Raw genomic sequence first — 16,752 nt, forward strand, 5'->3', positions numbered from 1 at the left:
TTAAAAAACCATGAATGAGAAAATGACTAGATTTTTTCGGCAAACAAGTTGCATTTGTTTGCGGAGGGTATATCTGATGCTTATTATCAGCTTACTCTCAGTTGCTGCGCTTTATGCACAGTCAGTACGTGGAATATCGGGAACCGTAACCTCAGATGGCGAACCTCTTATTGGCGCCTCTGTTGTAGAAAAAGGTACAACAAATGGTACCTTGACTGATGTTGACGGAAAGTTTACCTTAAGTGTGAAAGAAAATGCGACGATCGAAGTGTCCTATATTGGATTCACTTCTAAAACGTTTGCAGTTGGGCAACAAACAGTATTCAACGTAGAGTTGAAAGAAGAAGCCAATGTGTTGAATGAAGTTGTAGCCATAGGTTATGGTGTTCAGAAGAAAAAGCTGAATACAGGTGCTACGTTACAAGTAAAAGGCGATGAGGTAGCTAAATTAAACACTACTAATCCTCTTCAGGCTCTTCAGGGGCAAGCTCCGGGAGTACAGATTTCTTCTACGTCCGGACAACCGGGTGCAGATATGAAAGTTACTATACGTGGACTTGGTACAGTAGGAAATTCAGGGCCGCTTTATATTATCGATGGAATTGAAGGAGATATCAGTGTATTGAATGCCGCAGATATTCAATCTATCGATGTTTTGAAAGATGCTGCTTCTGCTGCCATATATGGTGCTCAGGCTGCAAATGGTGTTATTTTAGTAACTACAAAACAAGGATCGAAAGGAAAAGGACAAGTTTCTTTTGATGCATATTATGGGGTGCAGAATGTTGCACGTAAAGCCAAAATGCTCAACGCCAATGAATATATGGCAATAATGAATGAGCAAGCATTAAATTCGGGATCGGCTTTGTTTGACTTTGATTCGATGGGTACTCTTGCCAATACAAACTGGATTAACCAAATGTTTAAAGATGATGCTAAAACTGAAAACTATTCGTTGAATGTGAATGGTGGTCCAGAGGCTTCTCGATATGCCCTTTCATTGAATTATACGTCTCAAGAAGGTGTCGTTGGAGGTAAAGATGTCTCTAATTATGAACGTTATGGTTTCCGTATCAATACAGAGCATAAGTTATATAAGGAGATATTGACGGTGGGGCAGCACTTAAACTTTAACTATATCAAAAATAGAGGTATAAGTGTTGGAAACCAATATAATAATACTTTACGTGGAGCTTTTACCACATCTCCTTTGTCACCTGTATATAGCGATAATAATATCTATGACAGTCCGTATAATGATACAAGCAACTCTCCATGGTATAATGGAGATAGTAATCCATACGGTTTAATGATGACTAACTCTAACAATAAGAATGATTCTCAAAAATTGATGGCTGATGTATATGCAGAATTAGAACCAGTTAAAAACCTTAAGTTAAGATCAGTATTCGGTATTAATTATTATGCATCCGAATATCGCAGTTTCGAGCCATTCTACCAGTTCTCTGTATATACTTATAATAAAGATCATACGACTACATTACAGAATATGAGTAAAGGTCATACGCTGACTTGGACTAATACAGCAGGTTATGATTTTACTTTGGCCGATGATCATGCCATCAATGCTTTAGTCGGTATGGAGGCAACACGTTATCAGGGAACATTCCTTTCTGGATCTAACTGGAATCTATTATCTCAGTTTAATGATTTCTCCCATGCATACTTGGATAATACAACAGGACAGGCCCATTTGGATAGTGATGGCAATGTTGTAGAAACAAGAAATGTAGGAGGTAGGCCTGAACACGATTATCGTCGTGTGTCTTATTTCGGACGTGTTGGCTACAACTATAAAGAGAAGTACATGTTCAATGCAACTTTGCGAGCTGATGGTTCATCCAAGTTTGCAAAAGGTAACAGATGGGGATACTTCCCTTCGTTCTCTGCAGGATGGGTGATTACAAATGAAGACTTTATGCAAAGTATGGTAGAGAGCCGAACTTTAGATTTTCTGAAACTTCGTTTAAGTTGGGGACAGGTTGGTAACCAAAATATTAGTGATGATCAATATCTTGCACCAATAAATACTTCTACAGCTTATACAAGTAGCGATCCCGCTGCATATTACAATTTCGGAACAAACAAAACAAACGTTGCCGGTGCTTATCCAAGCCGTTTGTCTAACCAAAACGTTAAGTGGGAGACTTCAGAACAGCTCAATATTGGGTTTGATGCCTATATGTTAAAAAATAGATTAGGAATCAATGCTGATTTTTACACAAAGAAAACAAAAGATTGGCTGGTTGTAGCTCCTATATTGGCTACTGCGGGAGCCGGAGCTCCATATATAAATGGTGGTGATGTAAAAAACACAGGCATTGAACTTGGCTTAACATGGAGAGATAATATCGGTCAAGTAAACTATAATATAGGCGTAAACGGATCTTATAATAAGAATAAAGTAGGTAATATCCCAACAGATGATGGCATAATTCATGGTCTCACAGGAATGCTTTATGATAACTCAGAGGAGTTTTACAGAGCTCAAAATGGTTATGCAATTGGTTATTTCTGGGGTTATAAAACCGCTGGGGTATTCCAAAGTGAGGAAGATATCGAGGCTTGGAAAGCTGCCGGTAATGGTATTCTACAGGCTGACGTAAAACCGGGAGATGTTAAGTATGTTGATCTCGATAAAAATGGAAAAATAGACGCTACAGACAAAACCGATTTGGGAAATGGTATGCCTGATTTCTCTTTTGGATTTAATATCGGATTCGAATATAAAGGATTTGATTTCAATCTGAATGCGAATGGAGTAATGGGCAATAAGATTGTTCAATCCTATCGTAACCATACCAACAAACAGGCCAACTATACAACTGCAATCCTTAATCGTTGGACAGGTGAAGGTACTTCAAACAAAATTCCTCGTGTAACAGAGACAAATATAAACTGGCAATTCTCTGACCTGTATCTGCAAGATGGTGATTTCTTACGTATAAGCAATATAAGTATTGGTTATGATTTTGCGAAACTAATCAACCTGAAATGCATCAGCCAGTGTCGTCTGTATGCATCAGTACAAAATGCATTCACATTTACTAAATATGATGGAATGGATCCGGAGATCGGTTATGGTACATCAGACTGGGTGTCAGGAATAGACTTAGGTTATTATCCTCGCCCGAGGACTTATTTATTCGGTGTGAACCTTAAATTTTAACCATTAAACGAGATATAAACTATGAATAAGTTTAAACATATATTAGTAGCAGTAGCTGTAAGTATGGGACTATTCTCCTGTTCTGATAGTTATCTTGATACAGAATCTAAAACAAATCTGACTGATGGCAGTTTTTATAAGACTGTCGCAGATATGGAAATGGCATTGATCGGTTGCTATGACGGATACCAGCGTACTACTTCTGATGGAGGGGTTGCGCATTATGTTACCTCAGAACTTCTATCTGATAATTGTTTTGGCGGAACCGGTAATACTGACGGACGTGCTTATCAGGCTTTAGACCGCTTCGATATTACACAATCGCCTTCTGATAATAATATATTCAACCAGACTTGGATAAGCTATTATGCAGGTATCTTTCGTTGCAATACGTTATTGACTAAGATGGAGGCTTCAGATTGGAGCGATCAGGCAGCAACAGTAAACCGCATCGCAGGCGAAGCTCGCTTCATTAGAGCTCTTTTGTATTTCGATCTTGTTCGTTTGTTTGAGCGTGTTCCTCTTCTGACTGCACCAACAACCGATAATGTACCTCAGGCTGATCCTACCGATACATACAAGCTGATCGTTGAAGATTTGAAGTTTGCTGCAGCTAATATTCCTGCCGATGCTTATCCTAAAGCTAAAGCTAGTGAGAATGACGGTCGTGTAACCAGTTTTGCTGCAAAAGCTTTATTGGCTCGTGTATATTTATTCTATACAGGTTATTATGCTAAAGATGATTTGGGTGTAACCAAGGCTGAGGTATTAGCCGGATTGGAAGATATTGTTGATAGTGGAGAGTTTGATCTATTGCCCACATATAAAGAAATGTGGCCTGCAGCAAGCTATATACCGAATGCTGACGATAATAAATTAGATAAATCGGGGTATGCAGGAGCAGGAAATGTAGAGGTAATTTTTGCAGAAAAATTCAATAATACATCCGACTATAACGGTATGGTAGATGGAAACCGTTGGTTGGTTATGTTGGGAATGCGTAATACAAACTGGTCGCCTTATGGCAAGGGCTGGGGAGCGTGTACTGTAAATCCTAAATTAGTGAATGCGTTTGCTGCTAACGACCAAAGAAAGACAGCATCAATAATTGACATAGCTAAAGAAGGAATTGAAGCTAAGTATGATAAGAAAGACCAACGCGAGTATACCGGATATTCAAATAAGAAATATACGCCAACAGCTTTGCCTGATGGTACTTCTGATACCGGAGGTGATAATGACTTTCAGATTTCTCAAGATCAGGATTATATTATTATACGCTATGCGGATGTGCTATTAATGGCTGCCGAATTGGGGTCAAATAATGCACAAAATTATTATGACCAAGTGCGTAAGCGTGCAGGACTTACAACTAAGACAGTCTCTCAGGCTAACATTCTGGAAGAGCGTCGTTTCGAATTTGCATTCGAAGGCCTTCGTTATTGGGACTTACTTCGTCAGGGGCTTGATGTTGCTGCTTCTACTATCGCCCAGTCACAAAAAGTATTGAGTGGCAATGCAGAAGATGAAGTTGTAATCACTGCTGAGAATATTAAGAAAACAAGAGGTTTCATGCAGATACCGAATACTCAGATTACATTATCTAAGAATGTTCTTACTCAAAATGCAGGTTGGTAACAAACAAAAACTAATAATTATGAAGAAACTGATTAATATATTTACATTATTCGCTCTTTTTGCGATGATGTTTGTTTCTTGCTCTCCTGATGATTATAGTTTAGGAAGTAAGAATGTAAAAGCAGAAGATTTGGTTGAAGGTATAGCTTTCAAGATTGAACACGATGCTTCAAACCCAAATATTATCTATCTGACAAGTTTGATGGGAAATGGTTATACTCCACTATGGAATCATCCTCAGGGACGTAGCCAGAAACAAAAAGTGACGTTGAAAATGCCTTTCCCAGGTACTTACAATGTAAGATTCGGGGTAGAAACACCCGGAGGAATTGTATATGGAGAACCTGTTACTTTTACGGTTGATGATTTTTATGCAGACTTTGTAAATGACGATGTGTGGACTATGATCTCGGGAGGAGTAGGTAAATCCAAAACATGGTACCTAGACCTTGATGCCGAAGGTGTTAGTCGTCATTTCTTAGCTCCGATGTATTTCTTCACAGGTACATATAACTGGGATGCCCTTCACACAGCTTCAGGAGATAATTATCTTGATGCAGATGCATGGGATTGGAAAAAAGCTATCACACCTCTTGCCGGAGACGATGGTAATGCTTTATGGTATTGGCTTGCAGACTGGCCGGGTAATAAATGGATGTGTGATGCAGCTGACTTTGGAACAATGACATTCGACCTGATTGGCGGTGCAAATGTTAAAGTAGATCAACAGGCTTATGGCTTAGGGTCTTACAATGGTTCATATATGGTTAATGTAGATGAACATACTATTGCCTTTACCGATGCTTATCCTGTAAATGTAACTAGCAGAAATGGAGAAGTATTGGCAGCTACCGAATTCAGGATATTATATTTGTCGGAAGACTTTATGCAGATCATGCTTGTTCCGTCGGGCACATGTTTCAACTATATTTCTAAGGAATATAAAGATAATTGGGTTGCAGGAGATCCGGAACCTCCGTATAATGGAAATGCAAATGATGATTTAACATCGACATTTACAAAGAAATGGAAGTTGTCTGTTAATACTCCATATAACTGGACTGGTCTGGATGGTACATTCCTTAATAATTGGAGTTCTTCGGCTGACTATTCTGTTGCAGGCTATCCATACAATAAGAGTATGATTGATAATATTTCTTTGTCGATGACAAAAACAGGAGAGAAAACCGGAAGCTACATACTTACCGATGGCACAGCTAAAGAAATAAAAGGTACATATAAGACTGATGCTAATAACAATATCATTTTTGATACAGACATAAGTTTTGCTATTTCTGGGTCACAGATGTTATCTACAACAGGGGATAAAGCTTTAAGAATTATTCGTTCAGAAAAAGATGAATCAGGAGAATTATCAGGCTTATGGTTAGGTAGACGTGACAATACCGATGCTAAATACATGGTATATCATTTTGAACTAATGAAAGCAGCATCAGAAGATGAGGGTACTAGTATGACTATTGATCAATCTAAGATAGTTCATGGGGATCTTGAGTCTAACGGGAATCTAAGGATTGAAATTTATAATGCATACGGAAGTACTGCAGCCAGTCCTCCTGTGAAGCCTTCGGATTTTATTTTTGATAAGAGTATTTCTGTTACTTTCACGCTTGGTGGGGTTACCTTAAAAGCAGGAGCAATTGGAAGTTACAAAGCTGCTTTGTCTTTTGCCGATGGTGATTGGTCTGCTCAATACTGGGGTGGGGGATCAGGTGATACGAATGTTTCTGGAAATGGGACGTATACTGTATGGTGTGCTCCCGGAGTATCTGATGGACTGATGGTTTTCACTGTTGATGTGAAAGATTTGGCTAACGATATTGTCGACTTAAGTGCTGTTACTGTTAAAGTCGATAAAATAACAATAAAATAAATATCTAAGGATCTGGATAATAAAAAATATTGTCCAGATTCTTATTATTATTAAAACAGGGAATTAGGCTGATCATTATTGATAGCTTATTTTCTATTATAAAAAAGGTATGAAAAAGTATATTATTTTATTATTGTTATGTCTAGGTGTGAGTATAGCTAACTGGAGTTGTTCCGGCGACGAAGATAAACCCGATCCGGAGTTAATTGTTTCAACAGATAATCTGACTTTCACAAAAGATGGTGGAGATAATACCATACATATAAAGACAAACCAAAAATGGACTGTTTCTAGTTCTGAGTCTTGGTGTACTGTTTTGCCTGCATCCGGAGAAGGAACAGGGACTATAAAACTCACTGTGTCAGCTCAGGCGAATACCACAACAGATATTCGTAATGCGACCTTGACAATAACTGCCGGGAATATAAAAAAAGAAGTAGCCGTTACACAGGCTCTGACAAATCTACTTGTTGTAAAGAAGAATATATATGATGTAAAATCAGAAGGAGAAAATATAACTGTCGAGCTACAAACATCAGGCTCTCACGAAATAGTAATAAATGGAGATTGGATTACAAAATCCTCAACAAAATCCGTTTCGGACGTTTCCGAAGTTTTTGTTATTGCTCCTAACAAGAATATTTTTGAAAGAGAAGGTACTATTGTATTCAAAGTCGGTAATTTATCAGAAACAGTTACAATTGTTCAAGCAGCGACAAGCCTGAATATTCCGGCTGATAAGACAGGAATGAATAATGACGCTCCGGCTCTTGCTGCAAAAATGGGACTCGGGTGGAATTTAGGCAATACGCTCGAAGCTACAGATGGAACTACTGCCGGAGAAACAACATGGGGCAACCCAAAGGCGTCTAAAGCTTTGATAGATGGAGTAAAAGCAGCCGGATTTAATACCGTGCGTATACCATGTGCGTGGAATGCATATATCGAAGATCAGGCTACATATAAAATATCGGATGCAAGACTTGCTCGAGTGAAAGAAGTTGTAGACTATTGTATTGATAACAATATGTATGCAATAATTAATATCCATTGGGATGGTGGCTGGCTTGAAGAAAATCCAACCTACGACAAACAGGTCGAAGTAAATAAAAAGCAAAAGGCATTGTGGGAACAAATTGCTGTTTATTTCCGTGATTATGACGAACACCTCCTTTTTGCAGGGACAAACGAAGTTCATGCCAATTATAATACACCATCGGCAGAAAATATAGAAGTGCAGCAGTCATACAACCAGACATTTATTAATGCAGTGCGTTCTACCGGAGGAAAAAATACTTGGCGTAACCTTATCGTTCAGTCATACAATACGAATATAGACTATGCAGTAAACTATATGAAAATGCCTACAGATCCTACAGCCAATCGTATCATGGCGGAAGTTCATTACTATGACCCTTATGATTTTACACTAGCTGAAGAAAATACAATTTTCCTCTGGGGTAAAGATTTTTCAGGAGCCGGAGTTTCCACATGGGGACAAGAAGATTGGGCTGATACGCAATTTGGGAAAATTAAAACAAGTTTTGTAGATAAGGGGATTCCTGTAATCTTAGGTGAATATGCTGCAACATTAAGAGCATCGTTGAGTACTGCCGATTATGCAAAGCATGTAAAGGCTCGTAATTACTATCTGAATTATATAACTAAAGTGGCAGTTCAGAATGGACTGATTCCTGTTTATTGGGATAATGGTCCTACGGGTGATAAAGCATCTGGTCTGTTCAATAGAACTACCGGAGAGCAAGTACATACAGATGCTATTAATGCTATTATTAGCGCAGGAAAATAAAGTATAGAAAAAGATTGTGAAATCTTTATTGGTTTTTATGGGTTTTTTAAGGTTGAAATTGATAGAGGTCGGATATGTATCTTCCGACCTTTATTTCTAAATTTAAGGATTATAATATCAGACATGAAAAAACATTATCTATTTCTTTTTATTTGTACAGTTCTCTTTTCGTGTTCTTCGTCAAAGAAAGTAAGAGAAAATGTAGACTTTACCGAAGGTTGGAAATTCTATCTGGGAGATGATTCTATAGCATATAATGCTCAATATGACGATGCAAAGTGGCGAATTCTTGATCTTCCTCACGACTGGAGTATAGAAGCAGATTTCTCACTAAAGAATCCGGCTACTCCCGGAGGTGGAGCATTACCGGGTGGTATAGGTTGGTATCGTAAAGACTTTGTAGTAGATAAATCCGATGAAGGAAAGAATGTATATATCGATTTTGATGGTATCTATTGGAACAGTAAAGTGTGGATAAACGGACATCTTTTGGGAGAGCGTCCCAATGGATATATTTCGTTTCGTTACGACTTGACTCCATATATTAAAGTCGGAGAAAGGAATGTTATTGCTGTTCGTGTAGACAACTCGAAACAGCCCAATTCACGGTGGTATTCGGGATCGGGCATTTATCGTAATGTGATGTTAGTAACTACAAATGCTTTACATGTTGATCTTTGGGGTACTTATGTAACTACACCTACAGTAACAAAAGATAATGCCGAGATTAAGATAGAAACGAATATAAAAAATTCATCAGATCTTAGTCAAACATTTGAACTATATTCTATCCTGATAGATAAAGATGGAAAAGAGATTGCTGGAATAAATAATTCAGAAAGTGTTGGTGTTGGAGAAAATATTTCTATGAACCAAAGTTTGAAAGTCTCAAATCCAATCTTATGGTCGATAGACAATCCATATCTCTATAAAATAGTAACCCGTATAGAGCAAAATGGGAAACTTGTAGATGAGTATGAAACTCCGTTAGGTATTCGCTATTTTTCTTTCGATCCGAATAAAGGATTCTTTCTGAATGGCGAATCTGTAAAGATAAAAGGGGTGTGTAATCACCACGATTTAGGATTCTTAGGAGCAGCTGTTAATACCAGGGCTATTGAACGTCAGCTCGAAATTCTGAAAGAGATGGGATGTAATGGTATCCGTACCTCTCATAATCCACCTGCCCCAGAATTGCTTGACTTGTGCGACAAAATGGGGTTCATCGTTATGGATGAAGCTTTCGATATGTGGCGAAAAAAGAAATCACCGTACGATTATTCTCAATATTTCCCCGAATGGCACGAACGGGATTTGACCGATCTAATTCTTCGTGATCGCAATCATCCTTCTATCTTCATGTGGAGTATAGGAAATGAAATTCTCGAACAATGGTCTCATATAAATGCCGATACATTAGATTTGCAACAGGCTAACATGGTCTTAAATTTTGCCAATACATTAAACAAAAAAGATATTGACGCAAAAGAGCTTCACGTAAATTCCCTTTTGACTATAAAGTTGGCTGATATTGCCAAAAAGCTTGATCCTACACGACCGATTACAACAGGAAATAATGAGACAGAACCATCTAATCATATCTTCCGATCGGGTGCGATGGATATTATCGGTTTCAATTATCATGAAAATAATTGGGTGAATTTTCATGAGAAATTTCCGAATCAAAAGCTGATTATTACAGAGTCTACATCAGGTCTAATGTCTCGTGGATATTACGAAATGCCTTCCGATAGTATGAACATTTGGCCCGAGAGATGGGATAAGCCTTTCGAACGTCCTGTGCATCATTGTTCATCATATGATAATTGTCATGTACCTTGGGGGAGCACTCACGAAGATACATGGAGACTTGTGAAAAACTATGATCATATTTCGGGTGTCTATCTGTGGACTGGTTTCGACTATTTGGGTGAGCCTACTCCATTCTGGTGGCCGTCTCGCAGTTCCTATTTCGGAGTAATTGACCTTGCTGGATTTCCTAAAGACATATATTATATGTATCAGAGTGAATGGACAAATAAGGATGTTCTTCACATCTTTCCGCATTGGAATTGGAAAGAGGGGCAAATTGTAGATATATGGGCATATTTCAATAATGCTGATGAGGTAGAATTGTTTTTGAACGGTTTGTCTCTAGGCAAGAAAGCCAAAGAAAAAGATGTATATCATGTCTTTTGGCGTGTTCCTTTCCAAAAAGGTACTCTGAAAGCTGTTTCTTATAAAGATGGAAAAGAGGTGCTGACAAGGGAAGTTAAAACAACAGGTGATCCTATTTCCATAAAGCTTACAGCAGATAGGCAGACAATCAAAGCTGATGGGAAAGATTTATCTTTTATTACGGTTGAGGCTTTGGATGCAGAAGGTAATCCTGTTCCTGTAGCTGATAATCTTATAAACTTTACGATAGAAGGAGATGGTTTTATAGCCGGAACTGATAATGGAGATCCTACTGATCCGAATTCTTTGAAAAAGCCTTCAAGAAAACTGTTTAGTGGAAAAGCTTTGGCTGTTGTGCAGTCTCATAAAAAGGCAGGGAAGATAATATTAAAAGCGACCTCTTCTAATTTGAAGCAAGCTTCTATAGAAATAAATAGCAAATAATATACTTTTTTATTTAAACATCTTATTGTGGGAATTAACATATAGGCTTTCGGGCTTATATGTTAATTTATTTTCGTGTAACGTATTTATTAATAGGTGTTTATTAATGTGTAAATTACAATATCTACCTTATTCTTATTGTATTGTGTATGATATGTAATTGGTTGTAATACAAATATTTAACTAAAAATTAGTGTGGTGTTGTTGCTGTGTTTTAAAATGAAGTTATATATTTGTACTTAGTACAATAAGTTTTATAGCCGGATTACCATGAAAATAAACTTCATTCACACTTATGTCTCTGTCGATTGCGTTGTGTTCGGATTCGAGAACGACAAGTTGAATATATTATTGGTACAGCGTAATACTGATAAAAGAAGGAAAAAAGACCTGAAACTTCCCGGAAGCCTTATATATGACCAAGAAGATGTTGATGACGCTGCAAATCGTGTTTTATTTGAGCTTACAGGGATAAAGAGGATGTCGTTAAAGCAATTTCGTTGTTTTGCTTCACCGGGCAGATCCAATAACCCGGATGATAGAAAGTGGCTCGACACAGCTTATCAGCCAAATATCAATCGCCTGATTACTGTTGCGTATTTATCTCTTTGTAAGGTGGATCGGAAATTGAATAATGTTTCGAAATATAAGCAAACAGAATGGTGTCCGATTGATAAAATACCACAAATGCCATTTGACCATAATCAGATTGTGAAAGAATCACTCGTAGAGATCTGCCGATGGATAGAATACAATCCTGTTATAGTTTTTGAGCTCTTACCTCAGAAGTTTACGATAAGTCAGTTGCATAAACTGTATGAAGCAATATATAATAAGAAAATTGATATACGCAATTTCCATAAGAAGGTAGCAGCTATGAGTTATGTTATTCCTTTGGAGGAGAAACAAAAAGATGTATCTCATCGTGCAGCCCGTTATTATAAATTTGACAAAAAGGCTTATAATAAGTTGAAAACAAGTATATAATCGATTTAAAAAACATAAAAACACTCATCTATCATGTATTTATTAGGATATGATATTGGTAGCTCTTCGGTAAAAGCTTGTCTGGTAAATGCCAGCACAGGTAAAATTGTTGCTTCAGACTTTTTTCCGAAAGAGGAAATGAAAATTACAGCTGTAAAATCGGGATGGGCAGAACAAGAACCTGCCGACTGGTGGGCAAACCTGAAACTAGCACATCAATCTGTGATGCAAAAGTCGGGGGCCAAAGGAGACGATATACAAGCTATCGGTATTACCTGGCAAATGCATGGGTTGGTGCTCGTAGATAAAGATAAAAATGTACTCCGTCCCTCTATAATATGGTGCGACAGCCGTGCTGTACCTTATGGCGAAAAGGCATTTAAAGCCATCGGTGAGGAAAAATGTCTGAGTCATTTGCTCAACTCTCCGGGTAATTTTACTGCATCTAAACTAGCGTGGGTAAAAGAAAATGAACCTCATATCTATGAAAAAATAGATAAACTGATGCTACCCGGTGATTATATCGGGATGAAATTAACAAATGATATCGTTGTTACTATCGAGGGAATGTCAGAAGGCATCTTCTGGGATTTTAAGACAAATACATTATCCGAAGATGTACTGAATCACTATGGAATACCGAATAGCTTTTTCCCTGAGATAAAACCTATTTTTGGTATACAAGGCTATGTTTCATCTTCAGCAGCCAAAGAACTTGGATTAAAAGAAGGTATCCCGGTTTCTTATCGGGCAGGCGATCAGCCTAACAATGCTCTTTCTCTCAATGTGTTTGAGCCGGGAGAAATAGCTTCTACCGCTGGAACATCGGGTGTTGTATATGGAGTGTTGGATCAGCTGAACTATGATAAACTATCGCGTGTAAATACTTTTGCGCATGTTAATTATACGCCCGAGCAAATCAGACTTGGAGTGCTGCTTTGTATCAACGGAACAGGTATTCTTAACTCATGGCTGAAACGAAATTTGGCTCTTGAAGGCTTATCGTACAGCGATATGAACGCTCTGGCTGCTCAATCTCCTATTGGAGCGAAAGGTATTAGTATTATTCCTTTTGGAAATGGAGCTGAGCGTGTATTGGAAAATAAAGATGTTAATTGCTCGATACATGGAATCAATTTTAACATCCATGACAAGAAGGATATTCTTCGTGCAGCACAAGAAGGTATTGTGTTCTCTTACGAATATGGTATGGAAATTATGCGCGAGATGGGTATGAATATTTCTACAGTGAAAGCCGGATATGCGAACATGTTTCTAAGCCCGATTTTTTCGCAAACGTTAGCCAGTGTAAGTGATGTGACTATCGAGTTGTATAATACAGATGGTGCTGCCGGAGCAGCTAAAGGAGCTGGTATTGGTATAGGGCTTTATGCCACACCTCAGGAAGCTTTTGCTTCTCTCGAAAAATTAGCAGTCATAGAACCTGAGAAAGATAAGAGAGATCAATATAGAGAGGCATATCAACAATGGCGTAATCTTGTAACTAAAAAATAAAATTATTAATCATTTAAAATAAAAACTATAATCATGGAAATTTTAAAAGGAACAAAAGAATTTTTTCCGGGTATTGGAAAAATCAAATTTGAAGGAAAAGAAAGTAAAAATCCGTTAGCATTCCGTTTTTATGACGAAAACAAAGTGGTAATGGGAAAGACAATGAAAGATTGGACTCGTTTTGCAATGGCATATTGGCATACACTATGTGCTAATGGTGGCGATCCATTTGGTGGAGCAACTATTCATCACCCATGGAATATCGGAGACGATGCTATCAGCCGTGCAAAATATAAAATGGATGCAGCTTTCGAATTCATGACCAAAATGGGAATCAACTATTATTGCTTCCATGATGTAGACTTGGTAGATGCAGGTAATTCTTGGACAGAATATGAAAAGAACTTGCACACAATAGTAGACTATGCAAAAGAAAAACAAGCAGCTTCGGGAGTAAAACTTCTTTGGGGTACCGCAAATGTTTTCAGCCACGAACGTTATATGAATGGTGCTGCAACAAACCCTGATTTTAATGTAGTTGCAAGTGCGGGAACTCAAATAAAGAATGCTATTGATGCTACTATCGCTCTTGGTGGATCTAACTATGTGTTCTGGGGAGGTCGTGAAGGTTATATGAGCTTGTTGAATACCGACATGAAACGTGAAAAAGATCACTTGGCTCAAATGTTGACAATGGCTCGTGACTATGCTCGCAAACAAGGATTCAAAGGTACATTCCTTATCGAACCTAAACCAATGGAACCTACTAAACATCAATATGACTTCGATACAGAAACTGTTATCGGCTTCCTTCGTCACTATGGTTTAGACAAAGATTTCAAAGTGAATATTGAGGTTAACCACGCTACTCTTGCAGGTCACACATTCGAACACGAATTGCAGGCTGCTGCTGATGCGGGTCTATTGGGTAGTATCGATGCTAACCGCGGAGATTATCAGAATGGTTGGGATACAGACCAGTTCCCTCTCGATATCTATGATTTTGCTCATGCATGGTTGGTATTGTTACCTTATGGCGGATTAGGAAATGGTGGTGTGAACTTCGATGCTAAAATACGTCGTAATTCTACAGATATGGACGATTTGTTTATTGCTCATATCTCAGGTATGGATGTGTTTGCTCGTGGCTTATTGGTTGCTGCTGATATTCTTCAAAGCTCAGATTACAACAAATTACGTAAAGAGCGTTATGCTTCATTCGATGGTGGAGAAGGTAAAGCTTTTGAAGATGGCAAGTTAACTCTTGAAGATCTACGCACAATTGCACATAAAGTTGGCGAACCTAAGCAAATAAGCGGTAAGCAAGAGCTTTATGAGGCTATTGTAAATATGTATATCTAAACATATAACTAGGGATTGTTTTTAAAAGTAATAGCATTCTTATCAAAAGTTCCTCACTTTTGTCATTCTGAGTGTAACGAAGATTTTTCAATTCACTTCGTTCGATATGACAACTAGAAAATATAAATTGCTTTTAAAACAATCCCTTTGTTCCTTAAATAATTATTGACCAATGAAAAATGAAGCGAGTAAATCATATACGCTAAAACTGACACTGATTGCCACACTGGGTGGATTGCTGTTCGGTTACGACACGGCAGTTATCTCAGGTACGGTAGAGTCGCTCCGTCACTTTTTTATAGAGCCGATGGGATTATCATTGAACGAGGCCAATGCAATGGAAGGCTTCGTGATAAGTAGTGCTCTGATTGGCTGTATCTTTGGTGCGGCTATGGCAGGTTGGGTAAGTCAGACTTTTGGACGTAAAAAAGCATTGTTTGCTGCGGCTATTTTATTTCTATTAGCAGCAATAGGGTCTGCATGGCCCGAAATAGGTTTCCAGATGCCTAGTGCAGGAGATCACTCTTTTGTATATCATTTTGTTTTTTATCGTATAATCGGTGGTGTAGGAGTTGGTATAGCTTCGATGGTCTCTCCTATGTACATCGCAGAAATAGCACCTCCCAGCAAGAGAGGTAGCCTTGTAGGACTCAATCAGTTTGCCATTATATTTGGTATGCTGGTAGTATATTTTGTAAATTATTTTATAGCAAAACAAGGAGATACAGAGTGGCTTCATACAACAGGATGGAGATGGATGTTTGCTTCGCTAGCTATTCCATCAGTCATATTCTTCCTATTATTGTTTATTGCACCCGAAACACCAAGATGGCTTGTGATGAAAGGTCACACCGCAAAGGCAGAGGGTATTCTTACCAAGCTTGTAGGTAGCGCAATGGCTAAGCAGGAAATGGTAGAGATAAGACAAAGTTTTGATAATGAAGAAACAGCATCTTTAAAACCATATTATCGTTTTATGATGACATGGCTCATCTTATTTGTTGTGGGTCTTATTTCGCTATCGTTGGTCGGAGTTTCAAGTGCATTGGAAATCTCTATGATAGCCAGCTTTGTAATAGCATTGTATGTTCCTGTTAAATCTTACGGATTCCTGATAATAATGACAGGTGTATTGTTATCTGCATTTCAGCAATTTGTGGGTATCAATGTTGTGTTATATTACGCTCCCGAAATATTTAAGAGTATGGGATCGGGTACAGACTCGGCTCTGTTACAAACTATCATAGTAGGTATTATCAATCTGTCGTTTACAGTATTGGCTATTATGACTGTTGATAAATTCGGACGTAAGCCGTTGTTGATTACAGGAGCTTTAGTGATGGCAGTATCTATGCTTGGCTTGGGAACATCTTTTTCTCAAGGATTACCCGGTACATTGAAACTTGTGTTTATGCTTACATATACAGCCGGTTTTGCTATGTCATGGGGACCTGTTTGTTGGGTTATGCTCGCAGAGATATTCCCTAACTCGGTACGTTCGAGTGTGATGTCTATTGCTGTAGCTGCACAATGGGTATCAAACTTCTTAATCTCTTGGACATTCCCTATCATGGACAAGAACGATACATTAGTAACTATGTTCAATCACGGATTTGCATACTGGGTATATGGCTCACTTGCCGTTATTGCTGCATTATTTGTATGGAAACGTTTACCTGAAACAAAAGGTAAGACGTTAGAAGATATGGAAAAATTATGGAAAAAATAGAATAA

9 protein-coding genes are annotated in these 16,752 nt (G+C 38.1%); all 9 read left to right on the plus strand.

The features are described from left to right. The first annotated feature begins 22 nt into the window (after positions 1-22). The 9 genes from E4T88_RS02330 to xylE all read left to right on the plus strand — a co-directional run bounded on the left by E4T88_RS02330 (position 23) and on the right by xylE (position 16,747). Positions 23-3,190, plus strand: a complete 3,168-nt coding sequence (locus E4T88_RS02330; protein ID WP_135103864.1) for a SusC/RagA family TonB-linked outer membrane protein — start codon at positions 23-25, stop codon at positions 3,188-3,190. Positions 3,191-3,211: 21 nt separating this feature from the next. Next, positions 3,212-4,828, plus strand: a complete 1,617-nt coding sequence (locus E4T88_RS02335; protein ID WP_135103865.1) for a RagB/SusD family nutrient uptake outer membrane protein — start codon at positions 3,212-3,214, stop codon at positions 4,826-4,828. A gap of 19 nt (positions 4,829-4,847) precedes the next feature. Next, on the plus strand, positions 4,848-6,722 hold the full coding sequence (locus tag E4T88_RS02340) for a hypothetical protein (protein ID WP_228093671.1): 1,875 nt from the start codon (positions 4,848-4,850) through the stop codon (positions 6,720-6,722). Positions 6,723-6,831: 109 nt separating this feature from the next. Next, entirely contained in the window at positions 6,832-8,532 is a 1,701-nt protein-coding gene (locus E4T88_RS02345; RefSeq protein WP_135103866.1) for a cellulase family glycosylhydrolase, read from the plus strand. A gap of 123 nt (positions 8,533-8,655) precedes the next feature. Further along, positions 8,656-11,154, plus strand: a complete 2,499-nt coding sequence (locus tag E4T88_RS02350; protein WP_135103867.1) for a glycoside hydrolase family 2 TIM barrel-domain containing protein — start codon at positions 8,656-8,658, stop codon at positions 11,152-11,154. 270 nt (positions 11,155-11,424) lie between these two features. After that, positions 11,425-12,141, plus strand: a complete 717-nt coding sequence (locus tag E4T88_RS02355; RefSeq protein ID WP_135103868.1) for an NUDIX hydrolase — start codon at positions 11,425-11,427, stop codon at positions 12,139-12,141. A gap of 33 nt (positions 12,142-12,174) precedes the next feature. Further along, on the plus strand, positions 12,175-13,656 hold the full coding sequence (locus tag E4T88_RS02360) for a xylulokinase (RefSeq protein ID WP_135103869.1): 1,482 nt from the start codon (positions 12,175-12,177) through the stop codon (positions 13,654-13,656). Positions 13,657-13,689: 33 nt separating this feature from the next. Further along, the gene (gene xylA / locus E4T88_RS02365) at positions 13,690-15,018 is read left to right on the plus strand and encodes a xylose isomerase (protein ID WP_135103870.1); all 1,329 of its coding nucleotides are present in this window, start codon (positions 13,690-13,692) and stop codon (positions 15,016-15,018) included. Positions 15,019-15,190: 172 nt separating this feature from the next. After that, positions 15,191-16,747, plus strand: a complete 1,557-nt coding sequence (xylE, locus tag E4T88_RS02370; RefSeq protein ID WP_135103871.1) for a D-xylose transporter XylE — start codon at positions 15,191-15,193, stop codon at positions 16,745-16,747. The last annotated feature ends 5 nt before the right edge of the window (positions 16,748-16,752 follow it).

Source organism: Dysgonomonas mossii (assembly GCF_004569505.1).
GTDB lineage: Bacteria > Bacteroidota > Bacteroidia > Bacteroidales > Dysgonomonadaceae > Dysgonomonas.